Source organism: Peptoniphilus harei (assembly GCF_016726485.1).
GTDB lineage: Bacteria > Bacillota > Clostridia > Tissierellales > Peptoniphilaceae > Peptoniphilus_A > Peptoniphilus_A harei.
In genome coordinates, this window is sequence record NZ_CP068103.1 from 966,148 (window position 1) to 987,034 (window position 20,887).

General features: G+C 35.2%; 25 protein-coding genes and 1 pseudogene. 8 read left to right on the top strand and 18 right to left on the bottom strand.

The features are described 5' to 3' along the window. Positions 1-16 precede the first annotated feature (16 nt). The gene (gene hpf, locus I6I93_RS04495; protein ID WP_112889594.1) at positions 17-544 is read right to left on the bottom strand and encodes a ribosome hibernation-promoting factor, HPF/YfiA family; all 528 of its coding nucleotides are present in this window, start codon (positions 542-544) and stop codon (positions 17-19) included. 169 nt (positions 545-713) lie between these two features. Here hpf and I6I93_RS04500 point away from each other — a divergent pair, with 169 nt between their 5' ends. The 4 genes from I6I93_RS04500 (at position 714) to I6I93_RS04515 (ending at position 5,262) form a co-directional block, all read left to right on the top strand. Then, on the top strand, positions 714-1,622 hold the full coding sequence (locus tag I6I93_RS04500; protein WP_112889595.1) for an FUSC family protein: 909 nt from the start codon (positions 714-716) through the stop codon (positions 1,620-1,622). Next, complete coding sequence (locus I6I93_RS04505; protein ID WP_112889596.1) at positions 1,622-3,337, top strand: hypothetical protein; 1,716 nt, start codon at positions 1,622-1,624, stop codon at positions 3,335-3,337. Before I6I93_RS04500 ends, I6I93_RS04505 begins: the two co-directional genes overlap by 1 nt. A 266-nt stretch (positions 3,338-3,603) precedes the next feature. Beyond that, entirely contained in the window at positions 3,604-4,908 is a 1,305-nt protein-coding gene (locus tag I6I93_RS04510) for a YjiH family protein (protein ID WP_112889597.1), read from the top strand. A 108-nt stretch (positions 4,909-5,016) separates the two neighbouring features. Next, positions 5,017-5,262: a hypothetical protein gene (locus I6I93_RS04515; RefSeq protein ID WP_112889598.1), complete on the top strand. Its 246-nt coding sequence runs from the start codon at positions 5,017-5,019 to the stop codon at positions 5,260-5,262. Positions 5,263-5,283: 21 nt separating this feature from the next. Here I6I93_RS04515 and I6I93_RS04520 read toward each other — a convergent pair whose 3' ends face one another. The 7 genes from I6I93_RS04520 to rpsF all read right to left on the bottom strand — a co-directional run bounded on the left by I6I93_RS04520 (position 5,284) and on the right by rpsF (position 9,575). Further along, complete coding sequence (locus tag I6I93_RS04520; protein ID WP_112889599.1) at positions 5,284-5,697, bottom strand: arsenate reductase ArsC; 414 nt, start codon at positions 5,695-5,697, stop codon at positions 5,284-5,286. Between the two features lie 42 nt (positions 5,698-5,739). After that, positions 5,740-6,780 carry an ACR3 family arsenite efflux transporter gene (arsB, locus tag I6I93_RS04525; protein WP_172605453.1) on the bottom strand — a complete coding sequence of 347 codons (1,041 nt, stop codon included), beginning with the start codon at positions 6,778-6,780 and terminating at the stop codon, positions 5,740-5,742. 28 nt (positions 6,781-6,808) lie between these two features. Beyond that, positions 6,809-7,129, bottom strand: coding sequence for an ArsR/SmtB family transcription factor (locus I6I93_RS04530; protein WP_144019617.1), 321 nt, complete (start codon positions 7,127-7,129; stop codon positions 6,809-6,811). A 120-nt stretch (positions 7,130-7,249) separates the two neighbouring features. Further along, on the bottom strand, positions 7,250-8,311 hold the full coding sequence (locus I6I93_RS04535; RefSeq protein WP_112889601.1) for a copper amine oxidase N-terminal domain-containing protein: 1,062 nt from the start codon (positions 8,309-8,311) through the stop codon (positions 7,250-7,252). Between the two features lie 194 nt (positions 8,312-8,505). After that, positions 8,506-8,730 (bottom strand): 30S ribosomal protein S18, encoded by a 225-nt coding sequence (gene rpsR, locus I6I93_RS04540; RefSeq protein WP_005957053.1) that lies wholly within the window; start codon positions 8,728-8,730, stop codon positions 8,506-8,508. An 11-nt stretch (positions 8,731-8,741) separates the two neighbouring features. Then, the gene (locus tag I6I93_RS04545; protein ID WP_070700068.1) at positions 8,742-9,281 is read right to left on the bottom strand and encodes a single-stranded DNA-binding protein; all 540 of its coding nucleotides are present in this window, start codon (positions 9,279-9,281) and stop codon (positions 8,742-8,744) included. A 9-nt stretch (positions 9,282-9,290) separates the two neighbouring features. Continuing rightward, positions 9,291-9,575, bottom strand: a complete 285-nt coding sequence (gene rpsF, locus I6I93_RS04550; RefSeq protein ID WP_070700069.1) for a 30S ribosomal protein S6 — start codon at positions 9,573-9,575, stop codon at positions 9,291-9,293. Between the two features lie 115 nt (positions 9,576-9,690). Here rpsF and I6I93_RS04555 point away from each other — a divergent pair, with 115 nt between their 5' ends. Together I6I93_RS04555 and pepT are read left to right on the top strand one after the other, a co-directional pair. Further along, positions 9,691-10,164 (top strand): methylglyoxal synthase, encoded by a 474-nt coding sequence (locus I6I93_RS04555; protein WP_112889602.1) that lies wholly within the window; start codon positions 9,691-9,693, stop codon positions 10,162-10,164. Positions 10,165-10,231: 67 nt separating this feature from the next. After that, a complete protein-coding gene (gene pepT / locus I6I93_RS04560; protein WP_112889603.1) occupies positions 10,232-11,440 on the top strand; it encodes a peptidase T in 1,209 nt (402 codons plus the stop codon). Between the two features lie 375 nt (positions 11,441-11,815). On the opposite strand, the gene I6I93_RS04565 is transcribed toward pepT, so the two are convergent. The 3 genes and pseudogenes from I6I93_RS04565 to I6I93_RS09210 all read right to left on the bottom strand — a co-directional run. After that, positions 11,816-12,940: an LCP family protein gene (locus tag I6I93_RS04565; protein ID WP_112889604.1), complete on the bottom strand. Its 1,125-nt coding sequence runs from the start codon at positions 12,938-12,940 to the stop codon at positions 11,816-11,818. Positions 12,941-13,733: 793 nt separating this feature from the next. Then, positions 13,734-14,327, bottom strand: a complete 594-nt coding sequence (rbr, locus tag I6I93_RS04570; protein WP_112889605.1) for a rubrerythrin — start codon at positions 14,325-14,327, stop codon at positions 13,734-13,736. Between the two features lie 188 nt (positions 14,328-14,515). Beyond that, positions 14,516-14,975 (bottom strand): annotated as a pseudogene (locus I6I93_RS09210) (exodeoxyribonuclease III); the annotation flags it as partial. A 78-nt stretch (positions 14,976-15,053) separates the two neighbouring features. Here I6I93_RS09210 and I6I93_RS04580 point away from each other — a divergent pair. Both I6I93_RS04580 and I6I93_RS04585 read left to right on the top strand, forming a co-directional pair. Beyond that, positions 15,054-15,755 carry a DUF188 domain-containing protein gene (locus I6I93_RS04580; protein ID WP_112889607.1) on the top strand — a complete coding sequence of 234 codons (702 nt, stop codon included), beginning with the start codon at positions 15,054-15,056 and terminating at the stop codon, positions 15,753-15,755. Further along, the gene (locus I6I93_RS04585; protein ID WP_112889608.1) at positions 15,745-16,290 is read left to right on the top strand and encodes a nitroreductase family protein; all 546 of its coding nucleotides are present in this window, start codon (positions 15,745-15,747) and stop codon (positions 16,288-16,290) included. The genes I6I93_RS04580 and I6I93_RS04585 overlap by 11 nt, the downstream gene beginning before the upstream one ends. A gap of 40 nt (positions 16,291-16,330) precedes the next feature. Here I6I93_RS04585 and I6I93_RS04590 read toward each other — a convergent pair whose 3' ends face one another. The 7 genes from I6I93_RS04590 to I6I93_RS04620 form a co-directional block, all read right to left on the bottom strand. Then, on the bottom strand, positions 16,331-16,918 hold the full coding sequence (locus I6I93_RS04590; protein WP_112889609.1) for a response regulator transcription factor: 588 nt from the start codon (positions 16,916-16,918) through the stop codon (positions 16,331-16,333). Further along, the gene (locus I6I93_RS04595) at positions 16,896-18,056 is read right to left on the bottom strand and encodes a sensor histidine kinase (RefSeq protein WP_112889610.1); all 1,161 of its coding nucleotides are present in this window, start codon (positions 18,054-18,056) and stop codon (positions 16,896-16,898) included. The genes I6I93_RS04590 and I6I93_RS04595 overlap by 23 nt, the downstream gene beginning before the upstream one ends. Continuing rightward, on the bottom strand, positions 18,056-18,553 hold the full coding sequence (locus tag I6I93_RS04600; RefSeq protein ID WP_236587153.1) for a hypothetical protein: 498 nt from the start codon (positions 18,551-18,553) through the stop codon (positions 18,056-18,058). The genes I6I93_RS04595 and I6I93_RS04600 overlap by 1 nt, the downstream gene beginning before the upstream one ends. Positions 18,554-18,679: 126 nt before the next feature. Further along, positions 18,680-19,381, bottom strand: a complete 702-nt coding sequence (locus I6I93_RS04605) for a hypothetical protein (protein WP_201621229.1) — start codon at positions 19,379-19,381, stop codon at positions 18,680-18,682. Next, positions 19,378-20,037, bottom strand: coding sequence for an ABC transporter ATP-binding protein (locus tag I6I93_RS04610; RefSeq protein WP_112889611.1), 660 nt, complete (start codon positions 20,035-20,037; stop codon positions 19,378-19,380). Before I6I93_RS04610 ends, I6I93_RS04605 begins: the two co-directional genes overlap by 4 nt. A 50-nt stretch (positions 20,038-20,087) precedes the next feature. Further along, entirely contained in the window at positions 20,088-20,237 is a 150-nt protein-coding gene (locus I6I93_RS04615) for a hypothetical protein (protein ID WP_172605454.1), read from the bottom strand. A gap of 160 nt (positions 20,238-20,397) precedes the next feature. Next, on the bottom strand, positions 20,398-20,886 hold the full coding sequence (locus I6I93_RS04620) for a GAF domain-containing protein (protein ID WP_112889612.1): 489 nt from the start codon (positions 20,884-20,886) through the stop codon (positions 20,398-20,400). Between the last annotated feature and the right edge of the window lies 1 nt (position 20,887).

Sequence of the window (20,887 nt, forward strand, 5' to 3'; positions counted from 1 at the left end):
TTTTATATTATTAATATTAAACTTCAATTTTACCGTAGTTTCCATCTTTTCTCTTGTAAACAATAGAAACTCCATCAGTATCCGCGTCTAAGAAAACGAAGAAATTGTGATTTAGAAGATCCATTTGTAGGATTGCTTCTTCTTCATCCATTGGGTTAAGTTCGAAGTTCTTTCTCTTTACAATCTTGTGTTCTGCTTCTTCCTTTGGTGGTTCTTTATCAAAAAGTTCGTCAAACCTAATTGTTTCGTTGTTTTGATATCTTCTCTTTAATTTAGTCTTGTGTTTTCTAATTTGTCTAGCAAGTGCATCCACAGCGTTGTCCATTGAAGAGTACATGTCGTCTGTAGTTTCTTCTGCCCTAATAATTGTCTTTGGTAAAAATATTGTAGCTTCAACAGTTTGTTCATCTTTTATTGTAGAGAAAACAAGCCTTGTTTCAACTTCTTCAGAAAAATATTTATCTAACCTGGAGAATTTTTTTTCTGCAATTTCCTTCAAAGATTCTGTAAGTTCAATGTTTTTTCCAACAAAGTTCAATAACATAAATGTCACTCTCCTTTTTCTTTGCTTAATATTTACCCAAAAATTTACAAATATATCATTTTATTTAATTAACATCATAAACTCGTGAAATGTACAATTAAAACTATTCTTGATATAATTAGCATGAATAAAGCAAAAAATAATTTTGATTTTTTAAGGTTGTGATCTTATGGCAATAAAAAATAAAATAGACTATAAGTATAGGATTGGGATGCGTACCCTTAAGACAGCCCTTGCAGTTGTCATTGGCCTCTACATCTCCTACCTCTTGGACCTAGACTCAGCAATATTTGTATCCATAGCTGCAGTCTCAACAATGAAACCCTCAATGTCTGAATCACTCCAAGACTTTAAGAAGAGGATCTTCACCTGTGTCTTTGGAGTAATGGTGGGATACCTCTTTTCTAAAATATCTGTTAAAGAATACCTGGAGCCCCTAATAGCAGGCCTTGGCATCCTCCTTACAATTTACATCTTAGTAGTTTTTAAGATGAAGGACATGACCCAGCTTTCTTGCATAGTCTTTGTAGCAAGTTTTTGCTCCGACTCAGATAAATTTTACTACGCAACAAACCGTATCATTGGTACCCTTATTGGTATTTTTGTTGGCGTCTTGGTAAATTATTTTATTTCATCGCCCAATGTTTGGGAAGATTTTATAAGATCTGCCAGGAGCTGCTACAGATCTAGCAACTTAGTCCTAAGGCAAGTCCTTTCAGGCGAAAAGGTGGACTTAAGTGAATTTAATAAAAATCTAGCAAGTACCACAAAACTCTACAAACTTTTGGAGAAGGAGGCAGACACTCCCTTCCAATACAAGTACAATAAAATCTCTCGCGAGAAAAAAATTATGTCACTCATAGAAAGCATATCAGTTAGGCTTGAAGTGGTGGAGAATATGGATATCCACAAATTTAGCCAGGAGGTCTCCCAAGAAGCCCTAAAAAGATATGACCTTAAAGAAGAGCCCACACAAGACTTAGGTGTGGAAGACAGGGTCTACAACTACCACATTGAATATATTTTAAAATACATGGACCAACTTAATGAAGAAATAGAAAACATAAGGGTGAAATAATGAAAGATGACAAAAAAGAAATTTATGAAATAGGTAAAAAAGTAATATACCAATCAACAATAGGTTTTGAAAATTTTATTAAAAAAGAGGAATTTGATTTATTAAGAGAAAATCCCTATCTAATGAAAAGACCCCAAGATAACATATCTGCTTTTATCCTCTTGGACTTCAAGGACTTTTATTATTATTCTAAGGATGTCTTGAGAAATATTTTGACTTCACTAGACCTTGAAGAACCTATGATAGAAAAGATGGAAGAACTTTTAAGAGATTCCTATGTTTCCCTCTTCAAGATAGAAAAAAAAGATGGATACTATCTCTTTTATGACTGTCTCTTAGATGAATATATAGAAGTTGAACTAGACGACTCCATCGAATACTCTTCTGCAAGCAAGGGCCTAATAAGGGTCTTTGGTAAAGATGAAAGGAAAATGGTCCTCCAAGTTCTTCAAATGATTTCTAACAAGGATTTATTAACTTATAAAAACAATGTGGATAGTTTAATCAACCACATGAGACAGGAGTTTGGACCCCTTGAATTAAATAAGGACTTTCTAAAGTCTGACCTCTTAAACCTCTTGACAGTCTACGAGGTAACTTTTGAAAACCCAAGAGAAGAATCAGAAGACTTTGATGACTATGACTTCTCTGAATTTGCAGAGCTCCTAAGCACTTTCGATCCAGAGGACTTAGAGATTGCACAAAACTTAGACCTTTACAAAAAAATACTTCCTGGAGCCAAGGACGAAGCCATTATGGGCTTCATAGTAAGACTATTCTCAAAAATTTACTTTAAGGTCCTTGCTGATAAAAACAAGAGATTTGACGACTACAAGCTTGACTACAAGGAAATTTTCAAAAGCTTATCAGAAGCTGGCGAATTTTTAAGTAAGGATGAGCTAGTGATGTCTCTTGACTATTTAATTACTTTTTACTCCAAACTTGCAGGGCTTGGAAGAGATGTTGGCAAGATAATAAGTGAGCTTGGAGAAATTCAAAAAAATATTTTTAATTATCTTGACCTCTTAAAAAAGAGCCAAGCTGGATTCTTTTACGAAGACAAGGTTTTGGAAATCTTAATGGCAAATGAAGAAGACCTTGAGGCTAATGATTTTATAGAATACTTTGACTTCTTTATTGAGTTTTTGGACATGAATTATGTTGGTGTCCTAAAGTCTGGCGATCTCTCTCCTGCCATGCTAAGAGACTTTGCTGAGTCAATAAATCTTAGACCAACAAGAGAAGTGATGACTTACAAGAACAAGCACTTCCCACTAATAGAACTCTACTTCAATTTTTTAAAGAAGAAACATCTTATCCATATAGATCAAAAAGAATATGGAAGACAGGACATTTATATTACAGACATAGCCGAAGATTATCTAGCCTTTGACGAAGTTACTAAACTTGCAATTTGGGTTGAAGCCCTAACTAATAAGGACTTTTTGAAAGATTCCTTTGGCAAGGATTATGAAAAGTACAAGGACTTTGTCATAAATCTTATAAAGGACTTAAGCGAAGGCAAGCTTGTAAGAATATATGAATTTAAATTTAAAGACTTCGAGCTTTCTCTAATAAATATACTAATGGACCTTGGAATCATAGAAGATGAATTTAAGGATTTAAAAATTACAAGATTTGGAAGAGACATCTACGACTACTATAAGACTGAAGAAGCAAACTCTGACAATGTAATAGAAGTTGATTTCAAATAAAAATATAAAAGACGAGTGAACTAAGAGCAAAACTCTAAAATGGATTTGCCTCTGGCTTACTCGTCTTTTTTTATTGTTGAATTCAAGTCAACAGATAAAATTTGTATATAGTCAAACAAAAAAATCTTTATACTTTGATAAAGCGTTACAAACAAAGAGTGTTAAAAAAGGAAAAAGTTTTCTCTCACTCAGATAATACTGTGATATAATAAACCGAAAGGCTAGTCGTTTGATGAACTTTTATTGTTTTTAAAGGAGGAATAATAATGGAAAGTAAAAAGTTTAACTCGAAGGACATCTTAATGTTCGTATTATACGCACTCTTTGGCATATTCATGTTCTTCGTACCTGTACAAATTGGAGATGCTAACACCATCCCCATTGACCACTTGACAAGTTTTGTTAAGAAAATCCCAAATTATAACCTAATCTTTGGTGTATTTATGGTTGTAGCTGGTATAGCTTACGCTATAAAATCAAAATCTTGGCAAAAAAGTAAACTTCACATGGTTTTCTTCGTATTAAAATTAGCTGCCCTTGTATTCTTATTTATGTTCGTAACAAAAAAGGGACCCGCTAGGATTTTTGACGGCGATATGCTACCACTTATTTGGAACGGAATCATGGTTTCAGTAACAACAATTGTGCCAATTGGATCAGTCTTCCTTGCCTTTTTGACAGGCTTTGGACTTATGGAATTTATTGGAGTCTTCATGGAACCAGTAATGAGACCAGTATTTAAGACACCTGGTAGATCAGCAGTTGACGCTGTTGCATCCTTTGTTGGATCTTATTCATTAGCACTTTTAATTACAAACAGGGTTTATATGGAAGACACTTACACTAAGAAGGAAGCATCAATTATAGCAACAGGTTTCTCAACAGTTTCTGCTACATTTATGATTATCGTAGCAAAAACTCTTGACCTTATGGACTACTGGCTAGCTTACTTCTGGATTACACTTTTTGTTACTTTCTTAGTAACAGCAATCACAGCAAGAATCTTCCCACTAAGCAAGAAGCCACAAGAATATTATTCTGGGAAAGAATATATACCAGAAGCAAAGAAGAAAGTTACTTTCTCAGATGCACTTAACACAGGTATGGAAGCCTACAAAAATGCTGACTCCCTAGGAAAAGTTATAAAAGACAACTTTATCGATGGTTTTAAAATGGCACTTAACATTGCCCCATCCCTACTAGGCGTTGGTATGATTGGACTTTTACTTGCAGAGTACACTCCAATCTTTGATATCATAGGCTACATCTTCTATCCATTCACACTTATCACAAAGGTAGAAGAACCACTTATGGTTGCACAAGCACTGGGAATGAGTATTGCAGAAATGCTTCTTCCGGCACCACTTGTAGCAGAAGCTGGCCTTGGCCTAATAACAAAAATGCTAGTAGCAATAGTTTCTGTATCAGAAATCCTATTCTTCTCAGCATCAATCCCTGTTATGATGGGAACTGAAATACCTCTAAAATTCTCAGATTATATTATCATCTGGATTGAAAGAGTTATTTTAAGTATTCTAATTTCAATGCCAATACTTTATCTAGTATTTTAGATAATTTCTTTAATTAAATAATAGAAATGAGGGACTCGCTTGGTCCCTTATTTTTTTTAATTTTACAAGAAATTTACAAGGCCTTGTTATCATTAAGATGGTGATAATATGAATTTTATATTCTTTATAAGGTCAATAACTTACATAAGTTTAGAATTTCTATTTGCATACAAGCTAGAGAAGTCAAATCTTGCCACTAGAAAATATTTTTATGGGATGGGTCTTATCTTAGTCCTCTTTGAAATATTTATAATAAAAACTTATACTTCAGACTTCTGGGATAGGCAGGCCTTGGGATTTATATCAGGCTACATCCTCTATTTCTCTTTAAAAAATCTAATTAAAAAAGGCTAGCTTATATGCTAGCCCTTCTCATTAAAAGCTTAAATTCCCCTCTAAGAGATCTTTTCTTAAATTTTTTATCTTCTCTTCTATTTTTTCTATAACTTCTTTAAATTCTTTGTCGCTTTTGCCAGAAGGATCATCTAGACCCCAATCTTCCTTATATTTTGCTTCCAAATAAGGACAATAAACTTCGCAGCCCATTGTAATAGCTATATCAATAGGAGGGAGTTTATCAAGGGTCTTGGGTTCTTGACTCTTCTCCATATCAATATTATAAATTTCTTTCATCAGCCTTACAGAATCTTCATTTATCTTGTCTTTAGTTTCTGTACCTGCAGAATAAGATTCAAAAACATCTCCTGCCAACAGCTTAGCCAAGGCCTCAGCAATTTGACTCCTGCAAGAATTGTGAACACAAATAAAGGCAACTTTTACTTTTTTCATTTTATCTTCCTCCACAAATTTAGACTTATTCATCTCATAAGCTCAGGCAAATTTTCCCTTAGTCTTATTCGCCACATTTACCAAAAATAACATTACAGGAACTTCTGTCAATACACCAACAGTGCATGCAAGGGATGCAGCTGAGCCGACACCAAATAGGGCAACAGCAACTGCAAGAGCTAGTTCAAAAAAGTTTGAAGCACCAATAAGTCCAGCAGGTGCCGCTATTTTAAAGGGAAGTCCCAAGACCTTACAAGCCATGTAGGCTATAGAAAAGATTAAAATTGTCTGCAAAATTAAGGGAATTCCTATTAAAACAATGTGAAGTGGGTTCTCGACAATAGCATTTGCTTGTGAACTAAAGATGAGGATAAGAGTTAAAAGTAAACCAAGAGTTGTTATACCATCAAACTTATTTACAAATTCTTTCTCAAAATAGTCACTACCCCTCTTGCCTACAAGATACTTCCTTGTAATCACACCTGCAAGTAAAGGAACTGCCACAAAAAGCAAGACACTTACAAATAAAGTTTTATAGGGAACAAGAACTTTTGAGACTCCCAAGAGAAACTTCACTATTGGGATAAAGGCCACAAGTATAATCAAATCATTTGTGGCAACTTGAACAAGAGTGTAGGCTGGGTCTCCCTTAGTTAAGCTGCTCCAGACAAATACCATGGCAGTACAAGGTGCTGCCCCAAGCAAAACAGCACCAGCTAGATAATCCTTGGCAAGGTCTTCTGGAATCAAATTTTTAAAAATTATAAAGAAGAATAAGTAGGAAATCCCAAACATAGTAAAGGGTTTTATAAGCCAATTTGTAATCCATGTGACAAAAAGACCCTTGGGGTTCTTGCCAACTTCCTTTATACTTTCAAAATCTATTTTTATCATCATGGGATAAATCATTATCCAAATAAGAATCGCTATGGGAACAGAAATCCCCTCAATTTGTAATCCAGATACAAAACTTGTCATTTGTGGAAAAACTTTCCCCAAAAAAACTCCCACTCCCATGCAGATAAGGACCCATAGGGTCAGATATTTTTGAAAAAAATTAATACCTTCTCTTTTTTCTTCCATCACTTTCCTCCTTAAGCTTCAGATAAAACTAATTCTCAATCTTACAAATACAATCTTCAGTATTTGTAGAAATATCAGCAATAAAATTTATTATCTCCTTGAAACTCTCTTCCTTAAGCCTGTAATAAATGTTTTTTCCATCTCTCCTAGATTTTATAAAATCGGCTTCCTCCAACTTCTTCATATGACTTGATAAAGTTGGTTGACTTATATGAAAATATTCCAAAATTTCACAGGCACACAATTCCCTACAAGACAAAAGATCTATAATTTGAAGCCTCTTTGGCTCACACAAGACCTTTAGCATCTTGGAATAGGCAAAATATTTATCCTCATTTTTATCTGACATAAGCCACCTCCATCAATATTATACAAGTCATATCGACAGCTGTCTATGTGTTATTTAAAAAAATAAAATTTTATAAGCCTTTAAATAAAAAAAAGACTAGCCTAAGCTAGTCCCTATAATTTAAGCAAGATTCTTTAACTTATAAAAATTGTCGCTATCTCTCAAAGTCTTTAAAAGTTTTTCAACTTCACCCTTATCAGCCTTTATAAACTTTATCTTTTTAGGATGTGCAACAATATTCTTAACTTCCTTTAGCATTTCAGGACCAGTGCCGTGATAGTGAGAAGGAAGCCTAAAAGAATTAAAAGTCCCATCGAAATTCAAGTAATAATCAAAATACTCAAGCATAGCCATTGATGGACCAGAATTTACGCCCATGATTTCTCTTTTATACTTCTCGTCCTTTTCATAATCATCAAAACTTGACATAGAAGAGCCTCTTTCTCTTACACTTATTCCCAGTCCATCCTTTCTAGGATTTAAATATGGATCTTTATTTAGTTCAGGACCAAAAAATTCTCCAGCTTTAGCAAAAGATAACCAGGCAAGACAAGCCTCAACTTCACCATTCTTGTATCCCTTGAAAACTTTTGAAGGCATTTCTCTCATCTTTTTTTCATAAACAGCCTTCTCCTCGTCAGACTTATTCATCATTTCTTTCTTGTAAAGGTAGTCAAGACCAAGAGGGTCCAAGACTTCCTTCTTCTCTTGAAGATCTTTCTTTTCATCTTTTATCTTCTTAGAGTCATAGCCATCACCAATTACAACTACCCTCTTATCCTTGTCCCAGTCAACCCTTTCACCAAAGGCTTCGGCGATAGCCCTTAGGGGAACAAAAGTCCTGTCGTCCTTGATCTTAGGAGCCACATCTAGTTTAATAGTATTGCTATTCCCAGCAGAAAAATTTTTTATCTCCTTCTTATCAATTGTTAGGTAGAGAACTCCACCATAACCATCGCTAATTTGCACGCTCCTATTGGCTCCATCCCAGAGAACCTCTTTGCCAAGATTTTCAGAAATCACCCTAAGAGGCACCATAGTCCTCTCCTCATAGATATAAGGAGCCACATCAGACTTAATCATGTCCCCCTTCATCCAAATCCTAATATTAGTATTGGCAGTTACAAGACTTGGGATAGCCAGAGCAAGTATTGACGCACTCAAAATAAATTTCTTCTTCATAAAATCCTCCTTTTTTAAATTTAAAATATTTTCCTAATTATTCTCTTTAGTATGATTATATCTTAAAAAAATTTAAAAAGAAGATAAAAGTGTAAAGCTGTGAAAGTTTACAAGTCTAAGTCTTATAATAACTTCACAATAAATTTGCACAAAAAAACTGCTGGGTCCTTACCCAACAGTTAATTTAAGATTTATTAGTCAGCGCTATATGGAAGAAGTGCAATTTGTCTTGCTCTCTTGATAGCTACTGTCATTTCTCTTTGATGTTTAGCGTTTAAGCCAGTGATTCTTCTTGGAAGAATCTTGCCACGGTCAGAAATGTAATTTCTTAGTGTTTCAACATCTTTATAGTCAATTTTCTTAGTCTTATCTTTTTCAAAAGGATCTACTTTTTTCCTTCTGCCAAATCTTCTTTGCATTTTTACCCTCCTTAAAATGGAATATCGTCATTATCAACAGGGAAAAATCCATCGTCATCGTTATCATTCTTTGAAAAATCATTTTCGTAAGCAGAGTTTACTGGTCCTTGGTTTCCACCACCTGGTTGACTGAAGCCACCTTGGCTTTGGAAGTTGTTTTGATTATTAAATCCACCTTGGTTTTGGTTAAAGCCGCCTTGTGCTTGTCCCCCACCTTGGCTTGATCCAATAAAAGTAAGGTTATTTACTACAACGTCTGTTGTGTAAATTGTCCTTCCTTCTTTTTCATAAGATCCAGTTTGGATTCTGCCTTCGATTCCAATTTGACTGCCTTTTCTGTGATAGTTGGCTATAAGCTCAGCTGTTGCTCCAAAGGCTGTACAAGATATAAAGTCAGCTGTTGGCTGATTGTTTGCTTGTGCCTCTTGTCTTCTTTGCTTGCTCATTCTTCTATCAACGGCAACTGTGAAACGACACATTGCTGTGCCAGTTTGCGCATAACGAAGTTCGGGATCTCTCACTAATCTTCCGATTAAACTTACACTATTCATAAAAACTCCTTAGTCTTCAACTTTGATAATCATTTGTCTCATTACTGGGTCCATGATTTTCGCTACTCTGTTGATTTCTACTATGTCTTCTGCTTTAGTTTCAAATTCATAGAAAATATAGTAAGCTTCGTTTTTGTAGTCGATTTCGTAAGCTAGTTTTTTCATTCCCCATTCATCAACGTTGTTGATTTTTCCGTCTTTTTCGATTACTTTTTTAAGTCTTTCGAAGGAAGCATTTCTTTTTTCTTCTTCCACTTCAGGATAAAACATAATCACCGCTTCGTATTTATTCATACTTTCACCTCCTTATGGTCTTCGGCATAGATTAAAAAACTATGCAAGGATTTCAATCTTTGATATTATATATTAAAGAAATTGCTTAGTCAAGATTTTATTTAAAGAGGTGTTTATGGAAGTTAAATCTATAAGAGTTAAAAATAAAAAAACTATTGCCCTTGTTGCCCACGACCACAAGAAGAAAGACCTCCTTGCTTGGGTAAGAAAGCATGAAGATAAACTAAGAGGCCACAACTTCATTGGGACGGGAACAACTGCTGCCCTTATATCACAAGAGACTTCACTAGACGTCAAGAGGCTTGTGTCTGGACCTTTAGGTGGCGACCAACAACTTGGTGCCAAGATATCAGATTCGCAAATTGATATTTTGATCTTCTTTTGGGATCCTCTTGAAGCCCAACCTCACGACCCAGACGTCAAGGCCCTTCTTAGGATATCAACTCTTTACAACATTGCCCTTGCCACATCTCCAACTACTGCCGACTATATCTTGTCCTCTCCAATGTTTAATGGCGAGTACAATGTTGAAATTTTGGACAATGATTATTCTGTGGAAGACAGAATTTCAAAAAAGGATTTTGATTAATATTATATAGGAAGCGGCTTTTGAAGTCGCTTTTTTCTGTGATAAAATATTTTTATTGGAGGTTTTTATGACAAAAATGTTAGATAGATTTTTAAAATATGTGTCTTTTGAGACAACTAGTGATGAGGCATCAGAGACTTGCCCATCAACTGAAAGACAGTTAAAACTTGGGAATTATTTAGTGGAAGAGTTAAAGTCTCTTGGTATTGATGCTGAGATTGATGAAAATGGCTACGTCTATGGCAAGATTCCTGGAAGAGTCAAGGCAAAGAAGACTGTGGGATTTATTGCCCACATGGACACTGCTCCCGACATGACTGGAAAAGACGTCAAGCCGAGAATTATTGAATCTTACGACGGCAAGGACATCAAATTAAATGACGACTTCACAACAAGTCTTAAAGACTTTCCTTTTTTAAAGGACTTAAAGGGTCAAACTCTTATAACAACTGACGGAACTACACTCTTAGGTGCAGACGACAAGGCAGGAATTGCAATTATAATTTCTGCTGTTGAAGAACTTATTAATGATAAAGATGCAAAATATGGCGACATTAGGATTGCATTTACACCAGACGAAGAAATAGGCAGAGGGGCCGACAAGTTTAATGTCAAGGACTTTGGGGCAGACTTTGCCTTTACTGTTGACGGTGGACCACTTGGCGAACTTGAATACGAAACTTTTAACGCAGCATCTTGCAAGGTTAAAATTCAAGGTAAGAATGTTCATCCAGGTTCAGCAAAAGATGCCATGGTAAATTCTCAGCTCATTGCTATGGAATTTAACTCAATGCTTCCTGTCAATGAAAGGCCCGAATACACAGAAGGCTACGAGGGTTTCTCACTTCTTCTTAACATTGAAGGCTCTGTTGAGTCCACATCTATGTCCTACATCATCAGGGACCACTCAAGGGAAAAGTTTGAGGCCAGGAAGAAATTATTCCAAGATATTGCAGACTTTTTAAATAAGAAATACGACGACAGAATAAAAATTGAAATCAAGGACCAATACTACAACATGAGGGAAAAGCTTGAGGATCACATGGAAATCATCGACTTGGCAAAGGCTGCCTTTGAAAGGTCTGGTGTTGAGCCAATGATTGGACCAGTGAGAGGTGGAACTGACGGATCAAAGCTCTCCTTTATGGGACTGCCTACGCCTAACCTCTTTACAGGTGGTTACAACTACCACGGTCGCTACGAGCTTGTGAGCCTTGACCAAATGGAAAAGTCCAAGGAAGTCGTAAAAAATATAATAAAAATTTTGGCTGAATAGTTAAGAGTAAGTTATGAATCACCAGGCGACTGGTGATTTTTTATTTTTAAATTATTAAGAGGTCGTGATTTTTTATAAAGTTACAAATTATTATGAAGTAAGAATTTTTTCCTAGTTGATAATTATTTTATAAGAAGAAATTTTTTTATATCTTTCTAATAATTTATATTGAAGAGATTGCTTGTAACTTGGCAATAATTTGATAACCAAAAAATTTTTACGACTTTAAAATTATTTATATAGAATAAATTGTTTATGACTTTACAATAAATTAATAAACCTAAATTTTTTGATACTTTCTAAGATATTATTAATATAAAGAATTTTACTTATTAATACCTAAAGCCATAAAAAAAGAACCCTCTCGGGTTCTCTTTAGTTGCTATTATTTGAAGTCCTATTAGAGTTAGAGTCTTCATTAGAAGAATTTTCTTGAATTCCCTCTTCCTTTATTCTTTCTCTTAACTCTCTGTCCCTCATCTTTTGTTCAGCTTCTGCCCTCTCAGCATCAGTCATATTGGCAAGTTCTTCTTCTGTATAGTAAATTACTTCTTCTTGGTCATCAGGATTATTTCTAAGTCTTTCTAGCTCAGAAGCTTGGTAAACTGCATCCTTCTTGTCAACATAATAAAGAGGAGACCCCTTCTTCATGTGACCAACAAGAGTCTTCATATCAATGTTTTCCTTGTCAAGGCTTACCCCATAGTAGGCAAGATAGGAAAGCTGTCCATAGTTCATGTCTGTTTCAATGTGCTTGTTGGCAATGGAAACTAATTTTGGAAGCTTAAGAAGCATCTTAGGTGACTTCATCTTGTCGAAGATCTTCATGATAAAGTCTTGTTGGGCCTTGATCCTGTCAAGGTCTTGGTCCTTGTAAATTTTTCTTATCCTAAGATATTTTACTGACTCCTTACCATCTAAGAGGTGAAGTCCCTCTTCGAAGTCAATTTCTAGTGGTGGCACAGTTGACGGGTCAGTGTACTTGTACTCTGGTGTGTAAACTTCTACACCACCAATTGCATCAACAAGTTCTTCCACTGCTTCGTAGTTAACAGTGACATAGTGGGAAATTTTTATACCAAGTAGGTCCTCAACACTGGAAACTTGTAGGTCAATTCCTCCACGAGAGTAGGCGGCGTTCATCCTGTAGTTGTCATATCCCTTTATCTTGTAATATGTATCTCTTGGGATGGATATAAGTCTAACCCTGTCGTACTTGGGATCAATTGATAGAACCATAATTGTGTCTGCCCTCTTAGAATTTTCATCAACTTCATAAGTCACATCACTTGAGTCAATTCCAATTAATAGGATGTTTACAATGTCTTCTTCCTCATTAAAAATGGAAATCTTCTCTGGCTCTTGAACTTCTTCTTTATTATTAATTTTGTTTTCATTAGTTAATTTTTGTCCTCTTGGCGCAAATATAAAGGTAAGTCCCAAGGCACCAAGGAGGAGTATAACAGTAAGGAATACAAATATTCTGTAAATATATTTCATGTTAATCTCCTTGTATAATGAACACACAGTAATTAGTGTTATTTTTTTACTATATGATAATCATAGGCTTAGAAATACTAAAACTGATAAAAGCAATGCTAAGTTAACTGCTTATATGCTTTCTTCCAATGATGCTAAAGCCCACTTACGTTTATAATATCATTTAATGGGGCTTAAGTCACTAACTAGATATTGTTCTAGATTGAAGGAAGATTTAGCTACTTTTAAAATTTCTCTTTGCAGAATTGTTGATATTATCTTTTCCGAGCTTCAGACTTGTGTTTATCCTATTATTCAAAAGTCTACTCTTGCTTTCTCAATTTCCTTCTAGAAAATTATTGCTAATGCTCATCTTACTAAACTGACTAATGTTTTAAAGAACAATTCTAATAGCAGCTAGGGTAAAGATAAAGCTATTTTAATTAGAGTTATTTTTAAGCTTTTAAAAACTAATTCTAAATTTATTCCTCAGAATTAAAACTTTATTATTTTCTTTGCCTAATTAATTTAGGCTTGTTTGTTATGCTTATTTTTATTTAATTGTCTTTTATTTTTTACTCATTTTAATGTTGACATCATATAGTTATTCTTTATATTATTATACAACTATATTTGTAAATAAAAACCACCGGCTTATGTGGTGACCCCATAAGTGGCTATTACCGGTAGAATTCCATGCTTTGAACTTTCTTTCCCGTGCACCAATTTTCACAGCTTGTGCTAAAGCGTACAAAAAAACCTGGCCTATATGCTAGGTCAGGTTTCTATACTTTTATATTTCATTTCTAATGTTTTATTTTACTAGGCCTACTGCCATAAAGAAGCCTTGTGGGTGTTTACATGCTGGACATACTACAGGAGCTTCTTCACCTTCGTAAATATATCCGCAGTTTAGGCATTTCCAAATTGTTACTTCGTCTTTTTTAAACATTTCTCCTGCTTCTAGAGTATCTAGAAGAGTTTTGTACCTGTCTCTGTGGTGTTCTTCTACTTCGCCTATTTCTGTAAATGATTTTGCTATGTCGTCAAAGCCTTCTTCTTTTGCAATTTTTGCAAATTCTGGATACATAGTTTCAGCTTCGTCATTTTCACCATCAATAGCTCCTTTAAGGGCAAGTTTTGTGTCCTTATAAACTACTGGGAAAGCTGTATAATCAGGGTTTAGTTCAATGGCTTCATTTTCAAATTCGTCTTTTAAGTACTTATAAAGTGCGTTTGCGTGAGCTCTTTCATTTAAAGCTGTTTCTTCAAAAACTTTTGCTATGTGTTTGTAGCCTTCTTTGTCAGCAATTTTTTGAGATAGAGTGTATCTTTGAACTGCTTGAGATTCTCCTGCAAAAGCTGTTATTAAGTTACTTGCTGTTTTTGTTCCTTTTAATTTTTTCATTGTACTTACCTCTTTCTTTTTTATTTGGATATACTTCCAATATATTATATTTATAACCCTTTACAAATGGCTTAAACACTGGATTTTGTGATAACAATTATCAACTGGTCAGGGCTTTAAAAAAAGAAATAAGTTTTGAAATGTACTTATCTCTTTAATCTGACTTTTATCATTGTTTGTTTTTGCTATTAAATTTCTATTTCTAATAGGATTGGAGTTTGATCCTGTCTATCTTCAGAGTTTGGCATTTTTGATTCTACTAGTTGGTCCTTAATCCTATCACTTAATAAAAAGTAGTCAATCCTCTAGCCTGACTTGTTAATCCTAGACGTTTTTATTCTTTGAGCCCATTCCTTCTACGTCTCCATGAGCGTGTCTAAAGGTGTCTTTAAATCCTTCTTTTTCTTCGTCTGTAAATCCTGGTTATCTTTTATTGGTCTCTGGATTTTTCAGGTCAATTTACTTGTGGACAAGGTTAAAATCTCCTGTTGCTATTACTGGCTTATTTTTATCTAAGTCTGCTAAGTAGTTGGCATAGAACTTGTCCCATTCTTGTCTTTCTGCTAGTCTTTTTAGGCCATCTCCTGCCTTAGGAGTGTAAACTGTTGTAAAGTAATAGTCCTCAAATTCTAAGGTTAGCATTCTTCCTCCTAAACTAGGTCCATATAATATTTCAATACTTTTATTAATATGCTAAATTAAATTCTTATTGGGTAAAGTATAAGTATGAAAATATTATTAGATGCAGACGGTTCGCCAGTTAGAAAAATAGTTGAAGACCTCTCAAAGAAATATGGAGCAAAACTTATCACTGTGAAAAATTATAGCCAAGATTTCACACCTTCCTATGGTCAAGTGGTTGATGTTGATGTCACAAAGGAAGCTGCCGATATTTACATCGCCAACCAGGCAAGGCAGGGTGACCTTGTCATAACTAACGACAGGGGGCTTGCTTCTCTTGGTCTATCCAAGGGAGCCAGGGTCCTAGACTTTCAAGGTGACTTTGTAAACGATGACAACATTATGGTCCTGCTTGCCAGCCGCCACTTCAACAAGAAGATGAGAGATCGAAATATTTTTTCTAATATACCTAAGAGAAAAAAATCACTGGACCAGGATTTTTATAATTCACTAGATAAATTTTTGGAGGGAATAAATATGTTAACACTTTTTGTTTCAAGCCTTTGCCCAGATTGTCCGCCGGCAATAGAAGAGATTAAAAAGAAGGATATTAAATGTGAGATTGTAGACATAACTTCTTCAATGGCAAGTCTCAAGAAATTTTTAAAGGAAAGAGACTTCTCAGATGCCTTTGATGAAATTGTAGAAGAAAATAGGGTTGGTGTCCCTTGCCTTATGCGTGATGACGAATTTTTCTTCTTTGATGGGGACTTAGATGAATTTTTAGGAGGAAATAATGGAATTTAAAGAATTTATAGACTTAGCAAAAGTAAGACAGTCCTGCAGGTCCTATGACCCTGACAGAGAAGTTGAGGCTGAAAAGCTTGATGCCTGCCTTGAAGCCATGAAGCTTTCACCTTCTGCTTGTAATGCCCAACCTTATTTTTATTATATTGTAAAGGGTGACGAAGCCAAAAATGTTAGAGACCTCTTGCAACTAGGCAAGATGAATTCCTTCGCCAAGGACGTCAATGCCTTTGCAGTGATTACAGAAGAAAATTACAATCTATCTGCCAAACTTGGTTCCTCTGTAAAGAATCAAGACTACAAGTCCATTGACATAGGAATCTCAGCAGCCTACTTTACAGCACAAGCCACAAGCCTTGGACTCTCCACTTGCATAATGGGTTGGTTCGACGAAGAGAAACTCCAAAAGTACCTTGGAACTAAGTCGAGAATTAGACTTGTAATAACAATTGGCTATGCAAAAGACTACACAATTCGTGAGAAAAAAAGAAAATCTTCTGACGCAATTTATAAAATAGTATCAGAAGATAAATAAATTTAAATTTATGACTAGGTCTTAGGGCCTAGTTTTTTTATTACATAAGGGGCCTGAGATAGCCCATCTCAAGAGCAATCTTGCAAGCCTCAATGGCATTCTTGGCACCAAGCTTAGCGTAAATATTTGCCAGGTGGTTGTAGAGGGTCCTCTCGCTGATGTAGAGTTTATCTGCAATTTCTTTTTTAGTTAGGCCACTTAAGACTTCTAATAAAATCTCCTCTTCCCTCTTTGTAAGGGGTTCAATTATTTTCTCTTCCCCATCGAAGGGAATTTTTTCGTCCTTGTAAACCCTCTCAAGTCTTTCTATGACCTCATCAACATCAAGGGACTTGTTTATAAAGTCCTTGGCTCCCTTTTCTAAGGCCAGCCTCTTGTAGTTTATCATGTCGTAGGAAGTCAGAATCACAATTTTTTTATTTTTATCATAGATCTTATCTAAGATGTCAAAGCCCGTATCCTCTTCCTTGAGGTTTATATCCAAGATTATTATGTCGTAGTCACCCTCCACTTCCTCATAAAACTTTTTTATGTCGCTGGTGTAGGTGCAAAAAATCCCCCTCTCTTCCAAGAGGAGCTTCAGGCTCTCACCAAAAATTTTGTGGTCATCTAATAAAAGAATTTTCATTTCTATACCTTCTTATTTTTATTCTCGTGTAAAGACTTCCATCCCTGTCCTTATAAGAGATTTCCCCTTCCTTAGAGGTCACAAGGACCTTCAAAAGAAGGACACCCCTCTTTGAGTCTTCAATATTCTTGAAGTCTTCCTCTCTCATGCCGTCACTTTCAACTTCCATAATAATAAAGTCCTCATCTTCATAGAGCCTATAAAAAATATAGGTGGCCTCGGAATGCTTGTAGATGTTGTTGACAAGCTCCTTAGTAATAGTTGATATAAGCCTAACTTCTTCCTTGCTCGCATTTCCTCTTAGGGTCTCAGAAATTTTTTCATCTATCCTAGTTTTCTTTTCTGGATAGAGACTGGCAAGATTTTCAAAAACTCCCTGAATGTTTTCTTCTATGCCAAAGTCTTCAAAGAGCCTAGTTTGATAGAACTTCATAATTTCCCTAAGCCTTCCATTTAAATTTGTAAGGATGTTCCCTGCCAGGTCCACCCTTGGGTCCCTCAGGCTCAAATAGTTTTTGGCTGCAAAAATATCTTGGAGGACTTCATCGTGGATGAGCCTTGCAAAGTTCTCACGCTCTTCGCCAAGATAGTCAGACATATAAAAAAGTTTAAATACTTCTTCATAAACATCTTCCCTGTCCTTGAGGAAGAGAAAAAACAATAGACAGTAAGCAAAGAATATTATTTGATAGAAAATATGAATCACAGGGCCATCAAGGTCAAGGAGATAAATTATCCCTGTGAAAACAAATAGGAGGACAAGGACAGCCACCTGGGTCATCTTCCTTGAAACTGGAAGGATACTAATGTGCCTAGCCCTATCAGGTTTTAGGTTTTTCTTGATGTAGACCAAACTTGTTACAAGTCCAAGGCCCATAAAAATTATTGGACTTAAATTTTTATTTAGGGCCAAGGTAAAAAAGATAAAGGAAAAAAAGATAAAGACTCCATGACTTTTTTTGTCTTCACTCTTACTTATTTCTGTGTGAATAAAGCCGTAGATAATTCCTATTATTAAAAAGCTCATTAGGTTCATGAGGGCTTGGTTTTCTATTAGGTCCCCCACTTTATAGAGCCAGGCCCAATAAAAGATTAGGGCCACTTGGCAAATTATGATTTTTAAAACTCTCTTCCCCATCAAAAGTAGGTCACCCCAATCCTCTCCTTGTTTGTCCTAAGGACCATAAAAATATTTATAACAATTAAAATTAAAAACTTGCTTATCAAGTACAATTCTATCACAGAAGTGAAAATATAAATATTAGTTGAGATCACCAAGATAAGGACTCCCAGGAGAATTATCTTGTTTTGAATCCCCGTCATCTTATTCATATTTTCTGTGTTTAAAATTTTTAAAATTAAAAAATTTGTGTAAAGGCCTGCCGTAAGTAAGAAGTTAAAAATTTCTAGGACTCCAATTTTTGTCTTGAAGGCAAAAAATATTAGGGATGGCAAGAGGGTAATTAGGCTGGCTAGGTAGATGGCTCCAAAATATTTTATAACTAAGAATTTTATTCCAACCCCATTGGCAAGGAAAAACTCGATTTTCTTCCTTATCTTGTCCTCTTGGAGGCTTCCCTTGGAAAATTCTATGGCGAAAATCAAAAAGATAAGGGCAAGTCCTTCTGTCCCCATAAATCTTGATAGGCTTGTATCCTTTTCAAGAGAAAGGCTTGAAAGGTAGGTGAAGGCGAGAGCAAAAAAAACTCATTAAGAGGGCATTCTTGTCCAAGATTTTCTTTAGGTCAAGACCAATTAATTTTAAGACCAAACTGAGCTCACCTCCATGACTTTTTCATTGTCCATCATCTTAATTTGATACAATGAATAAAGACCCAAGCCAATTCCAAGAATTATATTTACAAGAATTAAAAAGATATTTAAGTCCAAGTTTATAGAGCCTAGGAATTTTAAAATACTCCCAGAAAAATTTCCAAAGAGATAAATTCCAAGACTTGTGCTAAAGAAAACTATATTTTTGAAAAACTTAAAATTCTTCCTATACATTGCCATGACGTTAAGGGTCAAAATCAAAAAATAATGAAGGCTAATGCATGAAAGGTAGAGAGCCACAAATGACTTACCCAAGTTACAAATTACATAAGTTCCAAAAAAAATTATAAAGGAAGGAAGAGGTGAAATCCTCCAGTTTTCTATGGAGTAAACCTTGATGATTTCTCTCACGTCAAGTCCAGTCCCTAATAAAAACTCCAGCCTTCCACTTAGCTTGTCCTTGAGACTTAAGTTTACAAGGATAGTATTGGACCCAATTATCCCAAAACCAAGTATAAGGGCATAGGTCATGAGGATGATAAAATCTTCTTCTTTGTCCGCAAAAAGAAATTTGTATAGACCGAGAAGGTAGGCAAAGGTGATTACAAGAAATAAAACTGTGTTGATGATAACTTCCTTGTCCCTAAATATTAGGTATCTAGCAGCCTTGTTTAGATCCTTGTCCTTCATTTTGACCCCTCCTCTATAAATAAGTCCTCAAGATTTTCTCCAAGCTTGGAAACTTCTTTTGTAAATAAAATTTTTCCATCCTTGATCATAGTCACAAGGTCGGCAACCTTTTCAATCTCTGACAAGTCGTGAGATGTGATGACAATAGTCTTGCCTTGGTCCTTTAAAATTTTTATAATCTTTCTAATTTCCACTCGAGATAGGGGGTCTACTCCCGATGTCACTTCGTCAAGGAAGATGATGTCCCTATCCATTAGGACAATGATGAGGAGGGATAGCTTCCTCTTCATCCCCTTGGAGTAAGTTGACACCTTCCTATCTAGGTCATCAGTAATTCCCAAGATATCGGCGTAGGACTTGTAGTATTCCTTGCTAAAGTTAAAGTAAAGAGAATAAATATTAATATTTTCAAAACCAGTCTTGTCCTCGTAGAGGTAGTCATTTTCAAGTAGCATGGCATAGGTTCCCTTAACTTCCACATGACCCTTGCACTTGTAAATTCCTGTCAAGATCCTCAAGAGACTTGTCTTTCCAGACCCGTTTGGTCCCACAAGGGCGTGGACTGTTTTTTCCCTTATAGACAAAGAAAAATCACAAAAGACTTCCTTGTCCTTAAAGGATTTCTCAATATTTTCAACAAGTATTATGTCTTTCATATTGCCTCCTTAGCCTGCAAGTCTCCTGTGATTTTGTTTTTCTTTTAAGCTTAATAATTCAAAGACTTTAAGATGCATCCCAAGACTGTCAGGATGATTCCCAAAAATTTTTTCTTATTCTTATCTCTATTCAGGATAGAACTTGCAAAAATATAAATTCCAACAAATATAATAATGTTTGATATTGTTAAGTATTTCATTTCTAACTCCATTCTAATTTTTTATGTGCTTTACTTCATGAGTAATAACTGCAATTTTTATTGTTTTTACATTTTGCTTTTAAAAATATTTTATCTCAAGATCAAAAATAATTTTATAAGTTTTTGGGCAAAATAAAAGAGGAGACTAAGCTCCTCAAATTTATTTAGATAATTCTTCTTCCATGGCCTTCACAAGTTCTCTAAATTTTTCTTCTTCAAGACTTGTAAATCTGCCTAGGCTTGGTGAGTCTAAGTACAAGACTCCTATAACCTCATCTTTAACAAGGATTGGCAAGACTAGTTCTGAATTAGATGCCGAGTCGCAGGCAACGTGGCCTGGAAAGTCGTGGACATTTTCTATCCTCATGACTTTTTTATCCTTCCAGGCTGCCACACAAACTCCTTCTTCAGAAAGTCTTGTGCAAGCAGGAAGACCTTGGAAGGGTCCCAAGACCAATTCACCTTCCTTCACAAGATAAAAGCCTGCCCAGTTTAGATTTTCCACTACATTAAAAATTATAGAAGTAATATTTGCCATCATGGCTATCATGTCGTCTTCGGTTTTTATTGTAGCCTTGCCAAAGTCCACCATGTAGTCAAGTCTTTCTTTATTGTCCAAGTTTTCTATTCCCTTAATTTCTAAAGTCATA

Coding starts and splice junctions, on each gene's coding strand:
- I6I93_RS04500 (WP_112889595.1), top strand. CDS start 714: ATGGCAATAAAAAATAAAATAGACTATAAGTATAGGATTGGGATGCGT.
- I6I93_RS04605 (WP_201621229.1), bottom strand. CDS start 19,381: ATGAAGGACAAGGATCTAAACAAGGCTGCTAGATACCTAATATTTAGG.
- I6I93_RS04565 (WP_112889604.1), bottom strand. CDS start 12,940: ATGAAATATATTTACAGAATATTTGTATTCCTTACTGTTATACTCCTC.
- I6I93_RS04580 (WP_112889607.1), top strand. CDS start 15,054: ATGAAAATATTATTAGATGCAGACGGTTCGCCAGTTAGAAAAATAGTT.
- I6I93_RS04590 (WP_112889609.1), bottom strand. CDS start 16,918: ATGAAAATTCTTTTATTAGATGACCACAAAATTTTTGGTGAGAGCCTG.
- rpsF (WP_070700069.1), bottom strand. CDS start 9,575: ATGAATAAATACGAAGCGGTGATTATGTTTTATCCTGAAGTGGAAGAA.
- I6I93_RS04530 (WP_144019617.1), bottom strand. CDS start 7,129: ATGTCAGATAAAAATGAGGATAAATATTTTGCCTATTCCAAGATGCTA.
- I6I93_RS04510 (WP_112889597.1), top strand. CDS start 3,604: ATGGAAAGTAAAAAGTTTAACTCGAAGGACATCTTAATGTTCGTATTA.
- rpsR (WP_005957053.1), bottom strand. CDS start 8,730: ATGCAAAGAAGATTTGGCAGAAGGAAAAAAGTAGATCCTTTTGAAAAA.
- arsB (WP_172605453.1), bottom strand. CDS start 6,780: ATGGAAGAAAAAAGAGAAGGTATTAATTTTTTTCAAAAATATCTGACC.
- pepT (WP_112889603.1), top strand. CDS start 10,232: ATGACAAAAATGTTAGATAGATTTTTAAAATATGTGTCTTTTGAGACA.
- I6I93_RS04585 (WP_112889608.1), top strand. CDS start 15,745: ATGGAATTTAAAGAATTTATAGACTTAGCAAAAGTAAGACAGTCCTGC.
- I6I93_RS04520 (WP_112889599.1), bottom strand. CDS start 5,697: ATGAAAAAAGTAAAAGTTGCCTTTATTTGTGTTCACAATTCTTGCAGG.
- I6I93_RS04615 (WP_172605454.1), bottom strand. CDS start 20,237: ATGAAATACTTAACAATATCAAACATTATTATATTTGTTGGAATTTAT.
- I6I93_RS04620 (WP_112889612.1), bottom strand. CDS start 20,886: ATGACTTTAGAAATTAAGGGAATAGAAAACTTGGACAATAAAGAAAGA.
- I6I93_RS04595 (WP_112889610.1), bottom strand. CDS start 18,056: ATGGGGAAGAGAGTTTTAAAAATCATAATTTGCCAAGTGGCCCTAATC.
- I6I93_RS04600 (WP_236587153.1), bottom strand. CDS start 18,553: ATGGGGACAGAAGGACTTGCCCTTATCTTTTTGATTTTCGCCATAGAA.
- I6I93_RS04610 (WP_112889611.1), bottom strand. CDS start 20,037: ATGAAAGACATAATACTTGTTGAAAATATTGAGAAATCCTTTAAGGAC.
- I6I93_RS04545 (WP_070700068.1), bottom strand. CDS start 9,281: ATGAATAGTGTAAGTTTAATCGGAAGATTAGTGAGAGATCCCGAACTT.
- I6I93_RS04535 (WP_112889601.1), bottom strand. CDS start 8,311: ATGAAGAAGAAATTTATTTTGAGTGCGTCAATACTTGCTCTGGCTATC.
- rbr (WP_112889605.1), bottom strand. CDS start 14,327: ATGAAAAAATTAAAAGGAACAAAAACAGCAAGTAACTTAATAACAGCT.
- I6I93_RS04505 (WP_112889596.1), top strand. CDS start 1,622: ATGAAAGATGACAAAAAAGAAATTTATGAAATAGGTAAAAAAGTAATA.
- I6I93_RS04555 (WP_112889602.1), top strand. CDS start 9,691: ATGGAAGTTAAATCTATAAGAGTTAAAAATAAAAAAACTATTGCCCTT.
- hpf (WP_112889594.1), bottom strand. CDS start 544: ATGTTATTGAACTTTGTTGGAAAAAACATTGAACTTACAGAATCTTTG.
- I6I93_RS04515 (WP_112889598.1), top strand. CDS start 5,017: ATGAATTTTATATTCTTTATAAGGTCAATAACTTACATAAGTTTAGAA.